Source organism: Serratia sp. J2, assembly GCF_046269175.1.
GTDB classification, from domain to species: domain Bacteria; phylum Pseudomonadota; class Gammaproteobacteria; order Enterobacterales; family Enterobacteriaceae; genus Chania; species Chania fonticola_C.
Genome location: NZ_JBKABN010000001.1, coordinates 67,169 through 88,854, shown reverse-complemented (window position 1 = coordinate 88,854; position 21,686 = coordinate 67,169). Strand labels below are relative to the sequence as shown.

Annotated in this window: 20 protein-coding genes; 9 read left to right on the top strand and 11 right to left on the bottom strand. The window is 54.2% G+C overall.

The genetic code is table 11. From position 1 onward, the window contains the following. Positions 1 to 57: 57 nt before the first annotated feature. The 8 genes from ACKWMY_RS00400 to ACKWMY_RS00365 all read right to left on the bottom strand — a co-directional run bounded on the left by ACKWMY_RS00400 (position 58) and on the right by ACKWMY_RS00365 (position 9,505). Complete coding sequence (locus tag ACKWMY_RS00400; RefSeq protein ID WP_199063378.1) at positions 58 to 1,365, bottom strand: uracil/xanthine transporter; 1,308 nt, start codon at positions 1,363 to 1,365, stop codon at positions 58 to 60. 71 nt (positions 1,366 to 1,436) lie between these two features. Further along, on the bottom strand, positions 1,437 to 2,798 hold the full coding sequence (gene allB / locus ACKWMY_RS00395) for an allantoinase AllB (RefSeq protein WP_074027779.1): 1,362 nt from the start codon (positions 2,796 to 2,798) through the stop codon (positions 1,437 to 1,439). A 74-nt stretch (positions 2,799 to 2,872) separates the two neighbouring features. Next, on the bottom strand, positions 2,873 to 4,327 hold the full coding sequence (locus ACKWMY_RS00390) for an allantoin transporter (protein WP_409485710.1): 1,455 nt from the start codon (positions 4,325 to 4,327) through the stop codon (positions 2,873 to 2,875). 203 nt (positions 4,328 to 4,530) lie between these two features. Next, complete coding sequence (gene glxR, locus ACKWMY_RS00385; protein WP_199063380.1) at positions 4,531 to 5,412, bottom strand: 2-hydroxy-3-oxopropionate reductase; 882 nt, start codon at positions 5,410 to 5,412, stop codon at positions 4,531 to 4,533. Positions 5,413 to 5,422: 10 nt separating this feature from the next. Continuing rightward, positions 5,423 to 6,202 (bottom strand): hydroxypyruvate isomerase, encoded by a 780-nt coding sequence (gene hyi, locus ACKWMY_RS00380; RefSeq protein WP_065686302.1) that lies wholly within the window; start codon positions 6,200 to 6,202, stop codon positions 5,423 to 5,425. Positions 6,203 to 6,213: 11 nt separating this feature from the next. Beyond that, the gene (gene gcl / locus ACKWMY_RS00375) at positions 6,214 to 7,995 is read right to left on the bottom strand and encodes a glyoxylate carboligase (protein ID WP_409485709.1); all 1,782 of its coding nucleotides are present in this window, start codon (positions 7,993 to 7,995) and stop codon (positions 6,214 to 6,216) included. A gap of 134 nt (positions 7,996 to 8,129) precedes the next feature. Further along, the gene (gene allR / locus ACKWMY_RS00370; protein ID WP_024528426.1) at positions 8,130 to 8,945 is read right to left on the bottom strand and encodes an HTH-type transcriptional repressor AllR; all 816 of its coding nucleotides are present in this window, start codon (positions 8,943 to 8,945) and stop codon (positions 8,130 to 8,132) included. 68 nt (positions 8,946 to 9,013) lie between these two features. Beyond that, positions 9,014 to 9,505 carry an ureidoglycolate lyase gene (locus ACKWMY_RS00365; protein WP_065686476.1) on the bottom strand — a complete coding sequence of 164 codons (492 nt, stop codon included), beginning with the start codon at positions 9,503 to 9,505 and terminating at the stop codon, positions 9,014 to 9,016. Positions 9,506 to 9,847: 342 nt separating this feature from the next. Here ACKWMY_RS00365 and allS point away from each other — a divergent pair, with 342 nt between their 5' ends. Next, complete coding sequence (allS, locus tag ACKWMY_RS00360; RefSeq protein WP_024528424.1) at positions 9,848 to 10,771, top strand: HTH-type transcriptional activator AllS; 924 nt, start codon at positions 9,848 to 9,850, stop codon at positions 10,769 to 10,771. Positions 10,772 to 10,780: 9 nt separating this feature from the next. Here allS and ACKWMY_RS00355 read toward each other — a convergent pair whose 3' ends face one another. Continuing rightward, positions 10,781 to 11,122, bottom strand: a complete 342-nt coding sequence (locus ACKWMY_RS00355) for a hypothetical protein (RefSeq protein ID WP_024528423.1) — start codon at positions 11,120 to 11,122, stop codon at positions 10,781 to 10,783. 350 nt (positions 11,123 to 11,472) lie between these two features. Here ACKWMY_RS00355 and ACKWMY_RS00350 point away from each other — a divergent pair, with 350 nt between their 5' ends. The 4 genes from ACKWMY_RS00350 to ACKWMY_RS00335 all read left to right on the top strand — a co-directional run bounded on the left by ACKWMY_RS00350 (position 11,473) and on the right by ACKWMY_RS00335 (position 13,634). After that, on the top strand, positions 11,473 to 11,898 hold the full coding sequence (locus ACKWMY_RS00350; protein ID WP_074032030.1) for a hypothetical protein: 426 nt from the start codon (positions 11,473 to 11,475) through the stop codon (positions 11,896 to 11,898). A gap of 5 nt (positions 11,899 to 11,903) precedes the next feature. Continuing rightward, positions 11,904 to 12,119, top strand: coding sequence for a hypothetical protein (locus tag ACKWMY_RS00345; RefSeq protein WP_024528421.1), 216 nt, complete (start codon positions 11,904 to 11,906; stop codon positions 12,117 to 12,119). Between the two features lie 148 nt (positions 12,120 to 12,267). Continuing rightward, on the top strand, positions 12,268 to 13,173 hold the full coding sequence (locus ACKWMY_RS00340; protein ID WP_021180096.1) for an SPFH domain-containing protein: 906 nt from the start codon (positions 12,268 to 12,270) through the stop codon (positions 13,171 to 13,173). A gap of 2 nt (positions 13,174 to 13,175) precedes the next feature. Then, entirely contained in the window at positions 13,176 to 13,634 is a 459-nt protein-coding gene (locus ACKWMY_RS00335) for an NfeD family protein (RefSeq protein ID WP_065686299.1), read from the top strand. On the opposite strand, the gene cueR is transcribed toward ACKWMY_RS00335, so the two are convergent. Further along, positions 13,631 to 14,032: a Cu(I)-responsive transcriptional regulator gene (gene cueR / locus ACKWMY_RS00330; protein WP_065686298.1), complete on the bottom strand. Its 402-nt coding sequence runs from the start codon at positions 14,030 to 14,032 to the stop codon at positions 13,631 to 13,633. The genes ACKWMY_RS00335 and cueR overlap by 4 nt on opposite strands. A gap of 100 nt (positions 14,033 to 14,132) precedes the next feature. Here cueR and copA point away from each other — a divergent pair, with 100 nt between their 5' ends. The 3 genes from copA to ybaK all read left to right on the top strand — a co-directional run bounded on the left by copA (position 14,133) and on the right by ybaK (position 18,501). Next, positions 14,133 to 16,847: a copper-exporting P-type ATPase CopA gene (gene copA, locus ACKWMY_RS00325; protein WP_409485708.1), complete on the top strand. Its 2,715-nt coding sequence runs from the start codon at positions 14,133 to 14,135 to the stop codon at positions 16,845 to 16,847. A 149-nt stretch (positions 16,848 to 16,996) separates the two neighbouring features. Then, on the top strand, positions 16,997 to 17,800 hold the full coding sequence (locus ACKWMY_RS00320) for a TraB/GumN family protein (protein ID WP_024528416.1): 804 nt from the start codon (positions 16,997 to 16,999) through the stop codon (positions 17,798 to 17,800). Positions 17,801 to 18,021: 221 nt separating this feature from the next. Then, positions 18,022 to 18,501 carry a Cys-tRNA(Pro)/Cys-tRNA(Cys) deacylase YbaK gene (gene ybaK, locus ACKWMY_RS00315; RefSeq protein ID WP_074032028.1) on the top strand — a complete coding sequence of 160 codons (480 nt, stop codon included), beginning with the start codon at positions 18,022 to 18,024 and terminating at the stop codon, positions 18,499 to 18,501. Between the two features lie 42 nt (positions 18,502 to 18,543). Here ybaK and ushA read toward each other — a convergent pair whose 3' ends face one another. Then, the gene (gene ushA, locus ACKWMY_RS00310) at positions 18,544 to 20,196 is read right to left on the bottom strand and encodes a bifunctional UDP-sugar hydrolase/5'-nucleotidase UshA (RefSeq protein ID WP_024528414.1); all 1,653 of its coding nucleotides are present in this window, start codon (positions 20,194 to 20,196) and stop codon (positions 18,544 to 18,546) included. 251 nt (positions 20,197 to 20,447) lie between these two features. Between ushA and ACKWMY_RS00305 the strand changes: the two genes are divergently transcribed. Then, positions 20,448 to 21,668: an MFS transporter gene (locus ACKWMY_RS00305; protein ID WP_409485707.1), complete on the top strand. Its 1,221-nt coding sequence runs from the start codon at positions 20,448 to 20,450 to the stop codon at positions 21,666 to 21,668. Positions 21,669 to 21,686 lie beyond the last annotated feature (18 nt).

Genomic DNA, 21,686 nt, shown 5'->3' with positions numbered 1-21,686 from the left:
ATCATCAAAGACAGGGCGGTGAGAATTTAAACAATATTGATTGCTATATTATAAATGCTAGCGTGGTTTCACCTTATCCCACGGAATACTATTCTCAACCAACACCGCCAATAGCACGCCAATCAACAGGCCATTGCTGAATAGCGGCCTGATGGTGATCGGCACCCCCTGCCAAAAGGAGGAAGGCATACTCATCAGGAATACGCCCAAAAATAGCGGTAGCGCCAGCCGATAAATGTTGCGGCTATTCAGTTCGATCTTGTTGATAAACAGCACCGAGGAGAACAGCAGCGGCAGATAAGAGGCCAGCATAACGGCACTGCTGACCGTGAGAGGAATACTGCAGAAGAATTGCGCAAGCGGCGTCAACATCCCCACCAGCAGGAATACCACGCTACCAATAATAAACGAGCGCTGACTGCTGTCTTGTGTCTGGGTCAGCAGGCCAATGGAAGAGACAAAAGGCGAGAAAGGCACCACGCCCAGTGGAGCAGCCAGGCAGGTCAGCCCACCTGAGACCATAAAGCTACGCCGGAACAGGCTTCTGCCCGCCGGGCCGTCCGCGTAAAAAATATCGGTGCCACGAATGGCGGCAAAGTTATTCGATACGTTGACCAAACCGGTCAGGACGGCGCTGATCACAATCCCCCAATGCAATTCCTGCGGCCACCCGAGTGGGAACAGCACCCAATCGCTGCCCGTGATCGGCACACCGGTGGGGGCAAACCACCAGCTGTAAACGCCCCAGCCAACCAGAGTGCCGATTAACAGCGCATATTTGCCGATCGCCCGCGGTAAAAAGGCAATAATGGCAATAATCAACAGCAACACCGTCAATGCCCAGTAAAAGGCTGGGGAGTTAATGGTCACGACGCCGGTATAAACGCCAAAAGGTAACCCCAGCATCCCTTTCATGAAGATGGTGATTAACTGCGCCCCCAGCAAAAACATAAACGTGGCCATCACCGCCGGACGGAACAGCCGTGCCAGGCGGAACCCCAAACCGCTAGCCCCAATAAGAATGGTCAAGATGCCAGAGATCAGGATCCCCACCGCAAGGCTGCCACCAATTTCTGGCAGCGGCGTGCCGTTGGCTGCTTCCGCCAGGGTCAGGGTTAAAATGGTCACCCACCACAGACCTGTTGGCCCTTCCATAATGGCTCGTCGATGGCCCAAAAACACCTGTGCCAGACAGGCCAGCGCCGTTGAGATAAAGGTATATTGGGTAATACAAAAGGTCACACCAGCAGAGAGGTTGAATGCCGATTGCAGGGTCGGTGGGATCACCACCGTATTGCAGAAAATGAAAAAGAACCACTGCAAACCCGATAACCAACTGCTACGACTGGCACATAACCCGTTCATGGGTGCTTCCTTCATATCCACTATCCCATCATTCACGCGCCCGCCCGGTGACGGGCGCTGATTAACTAGCGTTATTGCTGATGTTTAAGCACAAATTTACCGATCGGACGAACGCCAAAACCCGCCTTGAGATCGTAAATCACTTCGCCACGCAGGATGGTTTTGGCCACCCTTGCGTTGATTTTCCGCCCCACATAAGGGCTGACCTTATGGCGATACTCGAGATCGCCCGTTGCCAGTACGTAGCTGCTGTTGGGTTGAATGAACACCAGGTCGGCATCTTTCCCTACAGCAATGCGCCCCTTGTGCTTCAAACCAAAAATATCGGCGGCGTTGGTCGCCATCAATTTGGCAAACACCGGCAGCGACATGCCCCTTTTCTGCACCGCTTCATCGAACATGATATCGACGCAGTTTTGTATCCCGGCGATCCCGCCCCAGGCCTGCATGATATTGCCCGCTTTCATATCCGGTGGGCACGGCGAGTGGTCGGACACCAGGCAGTCAATCTCACCGTTAAACAGCTTATCCCACAGCCCTTTTTGGTTCTGCGCATCGCGGATCGGCGGTGAACACTTGGCCAGGGTGCCTATTTCCTCAAACTGGTCGGTATCCAGCACGAAGTAGTGCGGGCAGGACTCACAGGTGACCTGTTGCCCTTCCAGACGAGCGCGAGTCACTTCCGCCACCCCTTCTGGGCTGCTTATGTGGCAAATATGCAAGCGGCAACCCGCGACCTTGGCCAGATACAGCACCCGGCGGATCGCTTCAACCTCGGTGAATACCGGGCGAGAGGCGACATAATCGTGCGCCGTTACGCGCCCTTCCGCCTTGGCCTCTTCCCCCAACGCATCGCAAATCAGGGCGTTTTCGGCGTGCACCGCCACTAACTGATCCAGCTTGGCTAAGGTCTGCAAACCTTTGAAGTATTCGAAGTCGTTCACGTCGCGGAAGTCATTGCTGACGCTGCGATCGCCGCAGGTCGCTACAAAGCATTTATAGGCCACCACGCCAATCTCATCGAGCTCATGCAGCCGATCCAGGTTGTAGGAAACCAGGCCACCAAACTGGGCCGCATCGATGGTGAGCTTGCCTTCTGCCGCCGAGAACTTCATTTCTATCGAGGCTCTGTCCACCGTGGCTGGCAGTTGGTTCAGCGGCATTTCGACCATGGTGGTGATACCGCCCTTGGCCGCAGCACGCGTACCGGTTTCATACCCTTCCCAATGGGTACGGCCCGGCTCGGACATATGCGCATGGGCATCGATCATGCCCGGTGCCACCACCATTCCGCTGGCATCAATCTCCGTTTTAGCACCGGTAAGACCATTGCCGATGGCGGCTATCTTGCCCTCTTTAACCGCAATATCAGTAATGATGGCATCATGTTCTAAAACAACCTTACCGTTCTTGATAATTAAATCGTATGACATGGTCATGCTCCTTCGTGAAATTAAAGTATCATATTATTACGCTTAGGGTTATTTACTTCTTTATCATATTCACTTCAGGTATATTCTTGCCGATTAACCACTGTTCTACTTTTGAGTAGCGCATATAAACAGAATGCGCTGATAACGCCAACAAACCAGGAAACCCGTGATAAAGGCTCGAGTATTTCAATGAACTTACCGCCCAACGATAGCAACACAGCAAACAGCGTTACAATAAACGCCACGCTGTTAAAACCGTTATCGTAGTATTTATAATTACCGGGTTCGATATATAAGGTATCAAGGTCGATCTCGCTGCGCATCACGATGAAATAATGCGCCATCATCACGCCGATCACTGGCCCTAAAATTCCACCGATCACATCAAGGAACAGGTAGATGCTTTCCTGATTCTCCATCAGTTTCCACGGGCAGATAATCAGGCTGATGATGCTGGCAATCACCACGCCATTTTTATAGGTGAGTTTTTTCGGGGCGATAGCGGCAATCTGGTAACCCGCAGGTATGATGTTACCGGTCGCATTGGTGGAGATGGTGGTCATCAGGATCACCAGCACCGCAAACACCGAGGCGAAAATACTGTCCCATTTTTGTACGATATCCAGCACGTTCCAGGTATCAACGCCGTAATGAATGCTGGCCCCGGCCAGGATACAGACGCTGGCGACGGCAAACAGCAGATAGCCAACCACCAATCCCAGCGTTTGCCCCCAGGCCTGCTGGCGGAAGCTGCTGGCGTTCTGGGTAAAGTCCGAGGCGCTGACCGCCGGAGCGGCCCATACCGCCACCACCGCATTGATCACCACCAGGAACATAAAGCCGCCATTGTGAGTCGTTATAGCATTGGCCGGAACATAAGCGATGATGTTGTCCAGGCCAGCGATGGAAATAGCCCAAATGGCCATGCCGCCAAACACCACGTAGATGCAGGGGTTGAGGATCGCGGTAAACTTGTTGAGAATGCTGCCGCCTCCCAGGCCGATGGCCACGTTAACCGCCCAGAAAATCAGGAAGGCAATCAGCCCAGGCAGGCCGATCCCCAGCAGGTTGAAATCCCCGCCCAAAGTCAGAAACTGCGGCCACAGTTTGCCAATCAGGATCAGAAAAGCCAGCGAGCCTGCGTAACACTGCAAGCCAAACCACATGATGGCGGCCACGCAACCTCTGAGGATCCCAGGAAACAACGCGCCACGCACGCCATAAGAAGCACGTAGGATCATGGCAAAAGGAATACCGTATTTCGAACCGGCAGCGCCGTTCATCACCATCACAAAGGCAATAATAAAGGCGCTGAGAATAATGGCGGCCATGATGCTTAAGGTGGAAAGCCCCAGAATAAAGAAGCCCCCGACGGCTACATAGTTGGGTACGTTATGTACCGAACCCATCCACAAGGTAAAATAGTTAATTCCCTTCCAGGTTTTCTTATCCGCTTCTTTGGGTAATAGGTCCTCATGATAGCCGCGCCGTTGGTAAATCTCTCTCTGCTTATTGCTAATAGATTCCATGACAGGTCCTTCTTATATTAAATAAGAAAATAGCGTAGGTTTTTTTGTTTATTATCATTACAACAAACTGATGTTCTAATCTTTATATTAGTCAAATACCAATACGGCCAAGACAGACAGGAATATAACCATTAAACAACGATACGATAACCAGAATCTAAGTTGCAGGCGAAAGGCACCTGCAACTTGTTATGTCTTACTCTTTAGCCAGCCACTTTATGGTTAGCCATAATTTCCAACGCCTGTACCAACGCGGAATGGTCAAGATCTTTGGCACCATTGGCCGCACAGAGGTTGAACAGCTCTTGGCAAGTGGCAGTATTAGGCAAACTGAGCGCCAACGACTTCGCACCCTGTAACGCCAGATTGAGATCCTTTTGATGCAGGGAGATACGGAAGCCCGGCTCAAATGTCCGTTTGATCATCCGCTCACCGTGCACTTCAAGAATGCGCGATGAGGCAAAGCCGCCCATCAGCGCTTCACGGACCCGTGCCGGATCGGCACCCGCTTTGGAAGCAAATATCAGCGCTTCGGATACCGCTTCGATCGTCAGGGCTACAATAATCTGGTTGGCGACCTTGCAGGTCTGGCCGTCGCCATTGCCACCGACCAGCGTAATGTTTTTCCCCATCAGGGCCAGCAACGGTTTTACCCGCCCAAATACGCCTTCGTCACCGCCGACCATAATGGTCAAGCTGCCCTGCTTGGCCCCCACTTCCCCACCGGATACCGGCGCATCCAGATAATCAGCGCCCAGTTGGTTGATGCGTTTGGCAAACTCCTTTGTCTCCAGCGGCGAGATAGAACTCATATCCACCAGGATCTTGTTTTTGAGCGGTGCTTCGGCACAGCCTTTGGCCGCAAATAACACCTCTTCCACCTGCGGCGTATCGGGTACCATAATAAAAATAACGTCAGCCTGCTCGGCCACCTGCTTGGGAGTAGCACAGGCTATGGCCCCTTTCTCCACCAGCTCCGGCGGAACCTTATTCAAGGTGTTGGCATACAGCTGATGACCGCCTGCGATCAGCTTTTCAGCCATTGGCGTGCCCATGATCCCTAAACCAATAAAGCCTACTTTCATGATATGTCCCTCAATGTTGATATTGCTTAATCCATGACAGGCCGGCTGCCGTCGTGGTCGCAGGTTTGTATTCACAGCCGATCCAACCGCGATAGCCCATCTTGTCCAGCGCGCGGAACAGATAGTCGTAATTGATTTCCCCGGTTCCTGGCTCATGGCGCCCCGGATTATCGGCAACCTGGATATGCGCGATTTTCTGCAACAGCGTTTCCATGGTGTGGGCCAGTTCGCCCTCCATGCGCTGCATGTGGTAGATATCGTATTGAATAAACAGGTTAGGGCTCGCGACCCAATCCATCAGTTCCAACGCCTGACGAGTGGTTTGCAGATAGAAAGCGGGCATATCGTATTTATTGATCGGTTCAACCAACAGACGGATATTGGCCTTGGCCAACTCCCTTGCCGCATAGCTCAGGTTAGCGACCACAATCTCATCGGTCTTATGTTGGGCGACGGATTTATCCGGGTTACCGATCAGGCAGTTGATCTGCGCACAGCCCAGCGCACGGGCATATTCCACCGCCAGACCTACGCCATCACGAAACTCGGCCTCGCGCCCAGGCAGGCAAGCGATACCCCGCTCACCCGCAGCCCAATCCCCGGCAGGCAGGTTTTGTAATACCTGCGTGAGTTGATTCTCTTCCAGTGCGCCCCTCAACGCCTGCACGGAATAATCGTAGGGAAACATATATTCAATCGCCGTGAATCCCTGCTCTTTGGCACAGCGAAACCGCTGCATAAAATCGACTTCATTAAACAACATCGATAAGTTGGCTGAAAACTTCGGCATGAGCCTGCTCCTTACTGATAGTTGAAGTAGCTGACCGAGGTCGGCGCATCTTCTGGCGACTCGGCAACGGGTTCGAATTCAGTGACGTTATCCAGCTCTGTCCCCATCGAGATATTGGTGACCCGCTCGAGGATAATCTCCACCACCACCGGAACCTGATGCAGACGCATCAACTCTTGCGCCTGCTGGAAGGCCGGAGCGATATCTTCAGGCTTAACGACGCGGATCGCTTTACATCCCAGCCCTTCGACCACCTTGACGTGATCGACACCGTATTCGCCCCCTTCCGGGTTGTTGATGTTTTCATAGGACAGTTGGACGCAGTAATCCATATCGAAACCGCGCTGAGACTGGCGGATCAGCCCCAGGTAAGCGTTGTTGACCACCACGTGGATATACGGCAGCTTGAACTGCGCGCCAACGGCCAACTCTTCGATCATGAACTGGAAGTCGTAGTCACCCGAGAGCGCAATCACTTTGCGCTGCGGATCGGCGGCACAGACGCCCAAAGCAGAAGGAAGAGTCCAACCTAATGGGCCCGCCTGCCCGGCATTAATCCAATGGCGCGGTTTGAACACGTGCAGCATCTGCGCCGCCGCGATCTGCGAAAGCCCGATGGTGGTGACGTAGCAGGCATCACGCCCGAACGCCCGGTTCATCTCTTCGTAAACGCGCTGAGGTTTGATGGGCACGTTGTCGAAATGGGTTTTACGCAGCAGAGTTTGTTTGCGCTGGAGGCAGGTTTCCACCCACAGTGAACGATCCGGCAGCAGCCCTTGATCCGCACGTTCACGAGCTCTTGCCACTAACATTTGCAGGGCGATTTTGGCATCGGAAACAATACCCAGATCCGGGCAGATCACTCGGCCAAGCTGAGTCGGTTCGATATCAATGTGGATCACCTTACGCCCGGCGGTATATTTATCTACCGAACCGGTATGGCGGTTAGCCCAGCGGTTGCCGATGCCAAATACCAGATCCGAATCCAGCAGGTTGGCGTTACCGTAACGGTGTGAGGTTTGTAATCCGGCCATCCCTGCCATCAGCGGGTGATCGTCCGGGATACAGCCCCAGCCCATCAGCGTTGGGATCACCGGTACGTTGCAGGTCTCCGCCAGCTCTTGCAACAGGTCGGCCGCATCCGCGTTGAAGATCCCGCCACCGGCGATGAACAACGGTTTGCTTGCGGCACACAGCATGTCCAGGGCTTTGTCGATCTGCGCTTCAGTGGCCGCCGGTTTGTAAGCCCCCAGCGAGGAGTAGGTGTCCGGATCAAACTCAATCTCGGCCATTTGTACGTCATAAGGCAAATCGATCAGCACCGGGCCAGGGCGGCCAGAGCGCATCAAGTGGAAAGCCTGCTGCAACACGCGGGGCACCAGCGCCGGTTCCATGACCGTCACCGCCATTTTGGTCACCGGCTTGGCGATCGATTCAATATCTACCGCCTGAAAATCTTCCTTATGCAAACGCGCCCGGGGAGCCTGGCCGGTGATGCACAAAATGGGAATGGAATCGGCAGAGGCGGAGTAAAGCGCGGTGATCATGTCCGTTCCCGCTGGCCCCGAAGTCCCGAGACACACCCCGATATTGCCGGGTTTTGCCCTGGTGTAACCTTCCGCCATGTGGGAAGCGCCTTCAACATGACGCGCCAGATAGTGTTTGATGCCGCCGTGTTGACGCATCGCGTTATAGAAAGGGTTGATCGCCGCGCCAGGCACGCCGAATGCGGTGTTCACGCCTTCCTTTGCCAACACGTACATTGCCGCATCTACTGCTCGCATAATTGCCATCTAAACGTTCTCCTAAATTTTGGAAAAATTTTCCAAATTTAAAATGGGTTCAAAAAAACCCGTTCAGGTGATAAACGGGGAGGGAACCTCATCCTGCAGCCGCGATCGCGACCACAGGCTTGACTTTAAACGTACTATTTCTTGCTGCGCGACTCACCTAGCGCGGTACTGATGTCGTTGGCCACGTCACGCACCAATTCCCCCAGATCCTTGAAACGATCGCTGCTAACGCGCGAACTGGGCCCTGAAATGGAGATGGCCGCAATGACGTTGTTGTTGCGGTCAAAGATCGCCGAAGCCAGGCAATTCAGGCCAAGGGCATGTTCTTCAGCATCAACGGTATAGCCCTGCGCCTGCGATTGCGCTAAATCCTTGCGTAATAAATTTACGCTGGTCAGGGTCTTCGGAGTAAACGAGTGCAGCCCCGAACGTACGCACAAATCCAGCATCTCCTCTTCCGCCAGCGGATACAGCAGCGCTTTCCCTGCCCCGGATGCGTGCAGCGGTAAGCGGCTGCCAAGTGGCGCACACATACGCACCATGGCCTGGCACTCACATTGACGGATCAGCACCGCGTCAAAGTTATTCCTGATGGCCAGGTTGGCGGTTTCGCCTGATAGCAACATCAGCCGCCGCATATAAGGGCCCGCAACCGAAACCACGTCCCGGTCATTCATATAGGCCGCACCGACGGTAAACGACTGGATGCCGATATGCCACCAGCCAAGCTGGGGATCCTGAAAAACGAATTCCGATTTCTCTAATACTTTCAATAATCTGAAAGTCGTTGATAGCGGTAACTCCAACTTCTCGGACAGCACGGAAACGGATGAGCTTCCTCCGGCATTGGCCAGAAATTGCAGGATCTCCAACCCACGATCCAACGCCTGCGCGCCTTTCGTCGCCCCTGCTTCTGTCGTTGGTCTTCCCTTTCTGCGTACTTCGTTCATTCAGGCTTTCCTTATTTAGCTCAAGGTTTCTCCGCTATAATAAACAGCCTATGCGCTTGGGGACAGCGCTATCCAAGCACAACCCGGTAAGTCTCTGGCAATGTTTTGACGATACAGTTGTCGGCACCGCCACGATCCACCGTGAAAAAGTCGGTGATCGCACCGTAGGCAAACAGCGGGTGGTGCCAAACATTGCGGTGGTAATTCACCCCTTGCTTACCGTTGGTGATAAAGGCGCGCAAAGTATGTAACGGAATTTCGTCCCCTTCCCCGGCTTCAGCAACAATCACCACGAAGCGTTCCCCCTTCATAGGCATAAAAGCCTGTGAAGACAAAGGATGTTTCTCCAACACTGAGAACTCCAACGGAAGATCGCAAGGCTCAGATCGGTTGATGCTGACCAGCACCCGATGATCGTCGGCCACTTCTACATTGGCAAGATCATGATATCGTTCTGTTTTACCACCATTAATATGGAAAAAGGGCGCCCCCTCGATCTGCAATACATTCCCATAGGGTGCAAAAGCTTCAGGTGTTAACTCAACGGCAATCAGGTCCATCAGTTTCTCCAGGATCGTTTCAAAAAGGAACATTACTGAATGGGTTCACTCTAGACAGGTCGCCTTAAATTTAAAAGTTAATATTGGAAAAATTTTCCACAATACGATCTGCTGCACATTTTCTGTGCCACATTGAAAATATCTCATTAAAAATCAGCATATTAAAAAACACACCGCAACGATACAGTTCGTTAACAGAGCTGTTACTTTCAGCAGAGGAAGGGGAATAAAACGTGAGCGCGATCACGGGAAGCCGTTTTATGACTAACCCAAGGCAACTAAGGTAAGTAAATTCTTTTGCAACACTAGGAGAATGATGGCCGCACCGGTTAAGGAATCGATATGCTGGATCACGAAACAATTCGATCGTTTATCAAAGTCGCGGAATGCCAGAGTTTTTCCCGCGCCGCCGAATTACTGCACAAAACCACTGCTACCATCAGTTACCGCATCAAAACGTTGGAAGAAAGCATCGGCACCCAACTGTTTATCCGCACCACCCGCAGCGTCAACCTGACCCCCGCAGGTGAATACCTGCTGGAACGTTGCCGCCAATGGCACAACTGGCTCGACTCCATGCCCGATGAGCTACGCCAGATCAACGACGGCGTGGAGCATCAGGTCAATATCGTGATCAACAACCTGCTGTACAACCCGCTAAGCGTCGCCCGGCTGTTGGCCTACCTGCAACAGCGTTATCCCTTCACGCAGTTTCATATCTCGCGTCAGGTGTATATGGGAGTATGGGATTCGTTGCTGCACGGGGATTTTCAGCTGGCCATTGGCACCACCGGGTCTGAATCACTGGCTAATGACGTCAGCGTATTGAAATTGGGGGGGATCAGTTGGGCTTTTGTGGTCACGCCAGATCATCCGCTCGCGGCCTGCCAGGACAAGGCACTGCATGAAGATCGGCTGCGTAGCTACCCGGCGATCAACGTGGAAGATACTTCGCGCAACCTGACCAAACGCGTTGCCTGGCTGCTGCCCGGCCAAAAAGAGATCAAGGTGCCAGATCTGCGCAGTAAACTCGAATGCCATTTGCAGGGGCTAGGCGTAGGGTTCTTGCCGAAAAATCTTTGCCAACCCTATCTGGATAGCGGCCAGTTGATCACCCGTGAAGTGGTCAATCAGCGGCAACCGTCACCGCTCTCCCTGGCCTGGCGTAACGACTGTGGTAAAGCCGTGGAAGAAATTGTCACACTGTTCCAACGGCGCGATGAACGCATCACCGGCTTTGTGCAAAGCATTGATTTACCAGTTTAACACGCGATGTTATCGCTTCTGGGCCGCCACCTGGGCCCGGAGTTTCTTAATCGGCGGTGACGGCTCACGCTTCAGGACGTGCAGGAATTCATACGCCTTGTCATTGGTCGCGTACTCTGCCGGCACGCCAAAGTCCTGGATCATCATCCAGCGCTGGAACAGCTCCGGATCGGACTCTTTGATAAACCACAGCATTTTGACCGCGGTCGTGGCGATGGCCGGAATTGCGGTTACCGTGCCATTCACCCATTTATTCAGGGTGCTGCGCTGCACCCCCAAGAGTATGCACAGTGCAGGCTGCTCAATGCCTAATCGTTCCAGATAGCTTTTAAACTCTGCTTGATTATCCACCCTGCGATTTCCTCTTACTCTCTACAGACATGCCGCAGTTTAGCACATAAATTCCGTCCCCCACAGCTACGCAAATTCCGACACAGAGTTAACTTAACTCAAATTAAGGAGCTAATAGCTACGTGTAAATGATTTTTGAGATCTGTTCTCAGTAGCTGACAAAAATTGACATTGGTCAACATAATGGTTAAAACGTGATGCTTGTCTAAGAATATTCTGTAGCATCAGTTCGGTAAATCAACAAACCAGGCTAAACATCGCTTTATTTAGTAGCTAATAGCTTCTAAAAAAATGCATAAATAAACGCAGGAACACTCCGGTGTCATCCTGACTAACTCGAAGAACTAAAAATGATAATTAGAACACTGTCTACCGTGGTGATTGCCATCTTGCTGGCTGGCTGCACTTCTACGGCGTCGCGCATGGCTGAATGTGAAGCACAGGGCGTTTCCAAGGATACCTGCTATCTAGCCGAACAAAACCGTCAGACCGCCATTTACGCTGCGGCAGAGAAGCAGGCGTTGGAAAATGCGGCAAAACAGTACGCGCAATCGACGAAGAGCAAGACACTGCAGGCACGCATTGCCGGGATAGACATCAAGATCTCGCCGGATATCAAGCAGGGCTACATTGAGCAAACGGCAGCCGCGTTGACCGAAGAAAACCAGTATGCGCAGGTTTATCAGAAAGGTGTTTACACCGCCATCTGGTACCGGCAGAAACACAAGATTGTGTTGCTGCGTGATGGCCAAATCGTCGGCAGCGCCAAAGGATAGCTCTCTTGAAAAAATCCCAAACCGACAGATTCAAACATTTGCCCGAGATGCAGCAATTCGTTTGTCTTAAAGCGCTTCAACATATCGAGCAGACCGATCTGCAGTCCGGCGTGATCGGCATGGCGGTCAGCGTGTTGCTGACCGACGGCCACACCGTGACGCTGAGCAAATTCGACGCGGATCCTGAAGAAGTCTCCATTATCACTTCATGGCAACGTTAAGCCAGCTTGGTAAACCCGGTTAAAACTGCCCATTCACGGCGACATGCTGGCGTTTTCTGCAAAAAATGGCCTTACATTGGTGATACATTAGGCATTCCCCCTGTCGCTGGCGTAATATCTAGCAATATGTCTGACAGGAGGTTGTGCCATGTTTACCATTATTCCGATCGTGATCGTTGTCGCGTTGATTATCGTCTTCTCGAGCATCAAAATTGTCCCGCAGGGCTTCCAATGGACGGTAGAGCGCTTCGGCCGTTATACCAAAACGCTGATGCCGGGTTTAAACCTGGTAGTACCTTTTATGGATCGTATTGGCCGCAAGATCAATATGATGGAGCAGGTACTGGATATCCCTTCCCAGGAAATTATCTCGCGCGATAACGCCAACGTGTCAATCGATGCCGTTTGCTTTATCCAGGTGGTCGATCCGGCCCGTGCCGCCTATGAGGTCAGTAACCTCGAGCAGGCGATCGTTAACCTGACCATGACCAACTTCCGTACCGTGCTCGGCTCCATGGAGCTCGACGAAATGCTGTCACAGCGCGATAGTATCAACAGCCGCCTGCTGCATATCGTCGATGAGGCCACCAACCCTTGGGGCGTCAAAATTACCCGTATCGAAATCCGTGACGTTCGTCCACCGGCCGAACTGATTGTGGCGATGAACGCCCAGATGAAGGCCGAACGAACCAAACGTGCCGACATTCTGGAAGCGGAAGGGGTACGTCAAGCCGCGATCCTGCGCGCCGAAGGGGATAAGCAATCACAGATCCTGAAAGCCGAAGGCGAACGCCAGTCGGCGTTCTTGCAGGCAGAAGCGCGTGAACGTGCCGCCGAAGCAGAAGCACGGGCAACCCAGTTGGTATCTGACGCCATCGCCACCGGTAATATCCAGGCGATTAACTACTTCGTAGCCCAGAAATACACCGACGCATTGCAGAAGATTGGCTCGGCCAATAACAGCAAAGTGATCATGATGCCGCTGGATGCCAGCAGCCTGCTGGGCTCTATCGGCGGTATTACCGAATTGCTGAAAGACAGCAAAGGTAAGTAATTATGCTGGAACAGATCGCAGCAAACCCACAATGGTTCTGGATCTCGTTAGGCGGGCTGCTGTTGGCCGCGGAAATGCTCGGTGCCAGCGGCTATCTGCTGTGGAGCGGCGTTTCTGCGGTGATTGTCGGGGTAATTATCTGGCTGCTGCCGGAGTTGAGTTGGGAGTGGCAGGGTTCCCTGTTTGCCGTGATGACCATCGCCGTGGCCTATCTATGGTGGTACTGGCTGCGCAAGCGGCCAACGACAACCAGCGGTTCCCCGGTGCTCAACCAGCGTAACCGTCAACTGATCGGCACCCGTGCCACGCTGACCGAGGCGATGCATAACGGCCATGGCCGCATTAATATCGCCGACAGCAGCTGGCGCGCGCAAGCCAACGAGGATCTGCCGATCGGCACCGAAGTTGAAGTGGTGGCGGTCGAAGGCACCACCTTGGTGATCCGCGCCATTACGCGCTAGCCTTTGTGGCAGCAGCCTGCCAGATTATTAATGATCGGGCAGTCTGCGCCTTCATCGCCAGGGCATTGATCCGCCAGCGCCAGCAGCCGTTGGCGCATTTCCCCCAGTTCGCTGATGTGCTTTTCGATATCGGCGACTTTCTGCAGCGTGCGGGCTTTGACATCGGCACTGTGCCGCGCCGGATCGTTGAACAACGCGACCAGTTCACGGCACTCGTCAAGGTTGAATCCCACCTGGCGAGCCTGGCGCAATAACGTCAGTTCTTCAATATGCCTGGCGCTGTAGCTGCGGTAGCCGTTGTCCGTACGGATCGGGGCGGTCACCAATCCTTTCTCTTCATAAAAACGGATGGCTTTACTGGTCAAACCGGTTTTTTTGGCAACGTCGCTGATATTCACTTTATCTCCCTTGACCTTACCCTTGCTGGAAGGTTTAAGATCATTCTCAATGAAAAGAACCTAGGCGGTCAACCGCCATTATTTTGCGAGGAAAACCATCATGTCACAAACTACCGTGCTGGCGTTGCAGGGACTCTCCTGCATGAACTGCGCGCAAAAGGTGAAAAAAGCCTTGGAAAGTCGCGCAGATGTCGAACAGGCCAACGTCAACGTTCACTACGCTAAAATCACCGGCGCAGCCCCGGCTGCCGAGCTGATTGACAGCGTCGTTGCCGCGGGCTTCCAGGCAGAAGTCGCCCATCAGGCAGACACCGAGTTACAACTTTCCGGCCTCTCCTGCATGCATTGCGTGGGCAGCACCCGTAAAGCGCTGGAAGCGGTGCCGGGCGTGATCGCCGCCGATGTTACCATTGAGGGTGCCAAAGTCTATGGCGATGCCACACCAGAGCAGCTCATCGCTGCGGTCGAGGATGCGGGCTATCACGCCAGCCAGGCGGGAGCCAATAGCCACCCAAAAACTGAGCCGCTGACTGAATCTGCACCAACCTTGCCGGAACCCCAGGCAGCGGCCCCCTCTTCCCTTCCGGCAATCAAGACCGACGACGACAGCATCCAGCTGTTGCTCAACGGTATGACCTGTGCCAGCTGCGTCAATAAAGTGCAGACGGCATTACAGAACGTCCCCGGCGTTGAGTTGGCGCGGGTAAACCTGGCGGAGCGCAGCGCCCTGATCACCGGGAAGGCCACACCGCAGGCGTTGGTCGCTGCGGTAGAAAAAGCGGGCTATGGCGCCGAGATGATCCAGGACGAAACCAAACGTCGTGAACGCCAACAGCAAACCGCGCAGGCTAATATGAAACGCTTTCGCTGGCAGGCCGCATTAGGCTTGGCAGTGGGCGTACCGTTGATGGCCTGGGGCGTGTTTGGCGGCAGTATGTCACTGACGCCAGAAACCCAGAGGCCGTGGCTGATAGTCGGCATCATTACCCTGGCAGTAATGGTGTTTGCCGGTGGCCACTTCTACCGCAATGCCTGGCGATCGTTGATGAACGGCAGCGCCACCATGGACACGCTGGTCGCTCTGGGGACCGGTGCTGCCTGGCTGTATTCCATCAGCGTCAACCTATGGCCAGACTTCTTCCCGATGGAGGCACGGCATCTGTATTACGAAGCCAGTGCAATGATCATCGGCCTGATCAACCTTGGTCATGCCATGGAGCAGCGCGCGCGGCAGCGTTCTTCCCAGGCGCTGGAACGGCTACTGGATCTCACTCCGCCAACCGCCAGGCTAGTCACAGAACTGGGTGAGCAAAGTATCCCGCTGGCAGAGGTGCAATTGGGCATGACGTTGCGCCTGACGACTGGCGATCGCATCCCGGTTGACGGCGAAATCGTGCAGGGTGAGGTGTGGATCGATGAAGCCATGCTGACCGGCGAAGCGTTGCCGCAGCAAAAAGGCGTCGGCGATACGGTGCATGCCGGTACGGTGGTAGACGACGGCAGCGTGCTGTTTCGCGCGGCCGCCATTGGCACTCAAACCACGCTGGCACGTATTATCAAGCTGGTGCGCCAGGCGCAAAGCAGCAAACCGGAAATCGGTAAGCTGGCAGACCGCATCTCGGCGGTATTTGTGCCCACCGTGGTCGCCATCGCTCTGTTCAGCGCCGCTATCTGGTACTTCTTTGGCCCACAACCGCAGTTGGTCTACACGCTGGTGATCGCCACCACGGTGCTGATCATCGCCTGCCCTTGCGCTTTGGGGCTGGCAACGCCGATGTCAATTATCTCTGGCGTTGGCCGGGCCGCGGAGTTTGGCGTGCTGGTGCGTGACGCCGATGCGCTGCAACAGGCCAGCAATCTCGATACGCTGGTGTTCGATAAAACCGGTACGCTAACGGAAGGCCAGCCGCGCGTGGTGGAAATCATCACCTTTAACCAGGTGGATGAGCAGCAGGCCTTACGTTGGGCTGCAGCGCTGGAACAAGGGGCTAACCACCCACTGGCGCGAGCCATCGTCGAACAGGCTAAAGGGCAGACATTGCCTACTGTAGAGCAGTTCCGTACTTTGCGCGGCTCCGGCGTCAGCGGTGAGGTTGAAGGTGTGCAGCTGTTGCTGGGTAACGCCAAGCTGTTGCAAGAGAATCAGATCGCGACCGATGAGCTCACGCAGCAGATACAGCAACAGGCTGAACGCGGTATCACGCCGGTGCTGCTGGCTGCCAATGGCAAGCCTGCCGCGCTGATCGCCATCCGCGATCCGTTACGCAGTGACAGCGTGAGCGCACTACAGCGCCTGCATCAACAAGGTTATCAACTGGTGATGTTAACGGGCGATAACCCGGTGACGGCCAACGCGATTGCCAAAGAGGCCGGTATTGACCGCGTGATTGCTGGCGTGTTGCCCGATGGTAAGGCCGAAGCGATCAAACAGTTGCAGGCACTTGGCCACCGGGTCGCGATGGTTGGTGACGGCATCAATGACGCCCCCGCGCTGGCTCAGGCCGATGTCGGGATCGCCATGGGCAGCGGCAGTGATATCGCCATTGAAACCGCGGCGATCACCCTGATGCGTCACAGCCTGAACGGCGTGGCGGACGCGCTGGCCTTGTCGAAGGCAACGCTGCGTAATATGAAGCAGAACCTGCTCGGGGCATTTATCTACAACGCACTTGGCATTCCCATTGCCGCCGGTGTGCTATACCCGCTGACAGGGACCCTGCTCAGCCCAGTAGTCGCTGGCGCAGCCATGGCTCTCTCCTCCATTACCGTGGTCAGCAACGCCAACCGATTACTGCGTTTTAAACCCAAGCAGTAACCCTCCACCGGGGCGCAACCCATCGCGCTCCGGCCTTTTGAGATAATTCCCCTGCCCTCGGGCTTTATTGTCAGCCACTTAGCGTTTAGCATGGGGAAAAGCCAGCAGCCATCCTGCACGCTGGTGGAAAGGATCAGGAGCCACGCTGTATGGGTCAACTGTTACGCCGCATTGCTACCTTTCTCGGTATTATTTCCCCGCAGAGCTACACCTACCCGGCCCTGGACATCAGGCTTCCGGGAAATCGCCAACTGCATTTGGTCGGCAGCATTCATATGGGCACCGTCGATATGTCGCCCCTGCCTGCCCGGTTGGCAGCACGCCTGCGCCAGGCTGATGCGCTGATCGTTGAGGCCGATATCACCGGCTCCTCTTCGCCATTTGGCCACGCTGAGCCGCAACTCGAACTTGAACAACGCCTTGGTCATGAAGAATTCCAAAGGTTGCAGGTGCTATGCCAGGAGTTAGGGGCGGATGTTGAGAGCTTCTCTGCCCTTCCTGGCTGGCAGGTTGCGCTGATGATGCAAGCGCGGCAGGCACAGCGGCTGGGTTTACGCGCCGAATACGGGATTGATTACCAGCTATTGCAAGCCGCTAAAGTGCAGCAGATGCCAGTGATCGAACTGGAAGGCGCCGAGGAACAGCTGAGCATGTTGGAACAACTGCCAGAAGGCGGTATGGCCCTGCTGCACGATACGTTAGAGCACTGGCACACCAACGCCCGTTTGCTGCAAACCATGGTGAGCTGGTGGCTGGACGCCAAACCGAACGCCACGTTGGAAACGCTGCCCTCCACCTTCAGTGCCGAGTTGTACGATGTATTGATGCATCGCCGCAATCGCCACTGGCAGCAAAAGCTGGAAGCGTTACCGCCGGGCAACTATGTGGTGGCGGTCGGTGCTTTGCATCTGTATGGCGAAGACAATTTACCGGCCATGCTACAGGCACGATAAAAAAGTGGCCAATATCGCTATTGGCCAGTCAAAGAGGAATTTTTCATATTTTAGTTATACGCATTGTAACCGTGTTAACGATTACAATAGACAGGGTAGCAACCTGACGAACCTATTGGCAACTGCCTTTCATCCTCCTTGGCACAGGTTGCTCATTCGTCTCCATTTTTATCGTTTCGTTGCCACCGATGACAACGTCCCACAGTTTTGGAAAAGAGATTATGACACCCGCAGTGGTTCTGCTTGAAAAACAAAAGGTGGCCTTCACCCTCCACGCGTATCACCACGATAGCGAAGAAACCAACTTTGGCGACGAGGTGGTAAAAAAGCTGGGGTTGAACGCCGAACAGGTCTACAAAACGCTGTTGGTGTCCCTCAATGGCGATGCGAAAAATCTGGCCGTAGCGGTCACGCCGGTCGCGACCCAGTTGGATTTGAAGAAGGTGGCGAAAGCGCTAGGGGCCAAGAAAGCCGAAATGGCCGATCCGGCAGTCGCTCAACGTGTGACGGGGTATCTGGTTGGCGGGATCAGCCCACTCGGGCAAAAGAAACGCTTGCCCACGGTGATCGACAGCCCAGCGCAACAGTTTGCCACTATTTTCGTTTCCGGCGGCAAACGCGGGTTGGATATTGAATTGGCGGCCAGCGATCTGTGCCGCTTGCTGTCCGGCACCTTCGCCGAGATCGCCAAGCGGGACTGAAAAAGTAGGCCGTTAGCTTCCTCTGCAACGGCCTAGGTCACCTTACTTGTAAACGATCTCGCCTTTAGGCTCGTACGCCGCCGCATCCAGCGGTGAGTGCTTCTCGATATACTGCTTGAGCACCTCCGCATCGATAAAGCCGGTATTGACGTAGCTTGGCAGGGTATCAATCTTCGGATAACCGTCGCCGCCCAGGGCGTTGAAGTTCAGCGTCGCCATACGATAGGTCTTGTCTGCCTGTAAAGGTTCACCCTTGATCTTGACGTCGCTAACGCCTTTGCCGTCCGCCACCAAGCTGACGTTGGCGAACTGCGCATAGGCACCGGAATCCACCTTCATATTGGCTACCGCTGCCAGATACGGCTCAACCTCGCTGCCTTTCATATCGACATACACCAGCGTGTTGCCAAACGGCTGCACCTTGAGCACGTTTTTATAGGTGATATCACCAGCCTCGATCGAGTCACGCACACCACCACCGCTCATCACGGCGAAGTCTGCGTTGGCGCGCTCCATCTGCGCGGCTAGCAGCACGCGCGAAAGGTTGGTCTGCACGAAGCGGACTTTACTGCGATCCCCTTCCAGTTTGCCGTTGACGCTGCCCACCTTCACTTCCAACTGTGCCTTGCCCTTGTCCTGGAACGGCGTCAGCAGCTTCATCATCGACGGATCTTCCTGGATCTGCTGGGTGTAATAGACCCGCTCGCTGGTGCCGTCGGCTTTCTCTACCTTTTTCTTCAGGTTGATCGGGATCAGTTGGTAATGCATCAGTTTCAGCTCGCCGTTGCGGAACTGGAAGTCGGCACGACCAACGTATTTACCCCATTCGTGGGCCTGGACGATCCAGGTCCCGTTTTGGCGATCCGGCGAGCAAGGCGTACCCGGTACGTAATCCACCTGTTTGTGGTTTTCACTCGCCATACAGACCGGATCTTGCGAATGCCCACCGACAATCATATCCAGGTAGCCCGCAGGCAGGCTACGTGCCATCTCCACGTCGCCCGGCGCGTTGGAGCCATGGTTACCATCGTCGTAGTGGCCCATGTGGGTGGCAGCGATAATCACGTCCGGCTTTTCATCTTTGCGCAGTTGCTCCACCACCTGCTTGGCTTCTTGCGCCGGGACACGGAATTCGATATCGGTAAAGTATTCCGGGTTGCCGATTTTTGCGGTGTCATCGGTGGTCAGGCCGATCACCGCAATCTTCACCCCTTGCTTTTCAAACAGGGCATAAGGCTTGAACAGGCGTTGCTGGGTGCTTTTTTGATAAATGTTGGCGGACAGTAGCGGGAAAGAAGCCCACTTCTCCTGCTGGCGCAACACGCTGAGCGGGTTGTCGAATTCATGGTTGCCGATCGCCATTGCGTCGTAGCCGATCAGCGTCATGCCACGGAAATCGGGTTCTGCATCCTGCAAATCCGACTCTGGCACGCCGGTATTGATGTCTCCACCGGACAGCAGCAGCACGCTGCCGCCTTTCGCCGCCACTTCCTGACGGATGCTGTCCACCAGCGTCTTTTGCGCCCCTAGGCCGTACTCACCATGATCGTTCTGCCAGAAATGGCCGTGATGATCGTTGGTGTGCAGGATGGTGATATCGTAGGTTTTATCCTTTTCCCAGGCACTGACCGTTCCTGAAAACAACGTCAGGGAAACAGCCAACGCACATGCGGTGGTGTGAAGCGAAAAGCGCATGGCAGATCTCCATTGTTAATAATGGGTATTTTTTGATGAGGACGAAATTGTAACGCGAATCGACTGCAACTAATTTCAAATTTTTGCGACATACGTCAAATTATGTCGGAAAGGCACGGCCGGTCAGAATTTTATCGGCGCTCCCGATAGCACATAATGATCGAGAGAGAATCAGCTACCCCGTTGTCGGACGAAAGATGAACGTTATAAGATGTCGCTTTCCCTCTCTCACTTACCAGGCTAATAATAATATGACTGACCGTAGTGAAACGGATATTCCACCGGTAACCAGCAGCGCGGCCAAAGGCACGGCGTTCTCTATTCTCGGTGCTATCAGCGTTTCTCACCTGCTCAACGATATGATGCAATCGCTGATCGTGGCGATTTACCCGATTTTGCAAGCCGATTTTAGCCTTAGCTTTGTGCAGATCGGGATGATCACCCTGACTTATCAGCTCACCTCATCACTGCTACAACCGCTGATTGGTTATTACACCGATAAGCACCCGCAGCCTTATTCGCTCCCCATCGGCATGGGATTCACTCTGTCGGGCTTACTGCTGCTTTCGGTGGCCAACACTTTCCCTCTGGTGCTGCTGGCGGCCGCTTTGGTGGGCACAGGTTCCTCCGTATTCCATCCTGAGTCATCCCGCGTCGCGCGCATGGCATCCGGGGGGCGGCACGGTTTGGCCCAGTCGCTGTTCCAGGTGGGTGGCAACTTCGGCAGCTCCCTCGGCCCACTGTTGGCCGCCCTGATTATCGCCCCCTACGGCAAGGGCAATGTCGCCTGGTTCTCACTGGCTGCGCTGCTGGCTATTGTAGTCTTGTTGCAGGTCAGTAAATGGTATAAGCAGCAACATCGGGCGGCCCAAGGCAAGCCAAAAGCCGCTTCTCTGGTCAAACCGCTGCCAAAACGTACCGTCATGTTCTCCTTAAGCATCCTGCTGGTACTGATATTCTCCAAATACTTCTACTTGGCGAGCATTAGCAGCTATTACACCTTTTATCTCATACATAAGTTTGGCGTTTCGGTTCAGAATGCCCAATTCCATCTGTTTGCCTTCCTGTTTGCCGTAGCGGCAGGAACCATCATTGGCGGGCCTTTGGGTGATAAGTTTGGGCGTAAATATGTAATTTGGGGTTCTATCTTGGGCGCTGCCCCATTTACCCTGGCTTTACCCCATGCTTCTCTCTACTGGACCGGGATTTTGACGGTGATCATCGGGGTTATTCTGGCCTCGGCCTTCTCGGCCATTCTGGTGTATGCGCAAGAGCTGATCCCCGGCAAAGTGGGGATGGTTTCCGGTCTATTCTTCGGTTTTGCTTTCGGTATGGGCGGGTTAGGCGCGGCAGTTCTTGGTTATGTCGCTGATTTGACCAGCATCGAGCTGGTTTATCAAATCTGTGCATTCCTGCCGCTTATCGGCATTATCACTGCATTACTACCGAATATGGAGCATAACCAACAATAACCCTGACATTACCCCGGT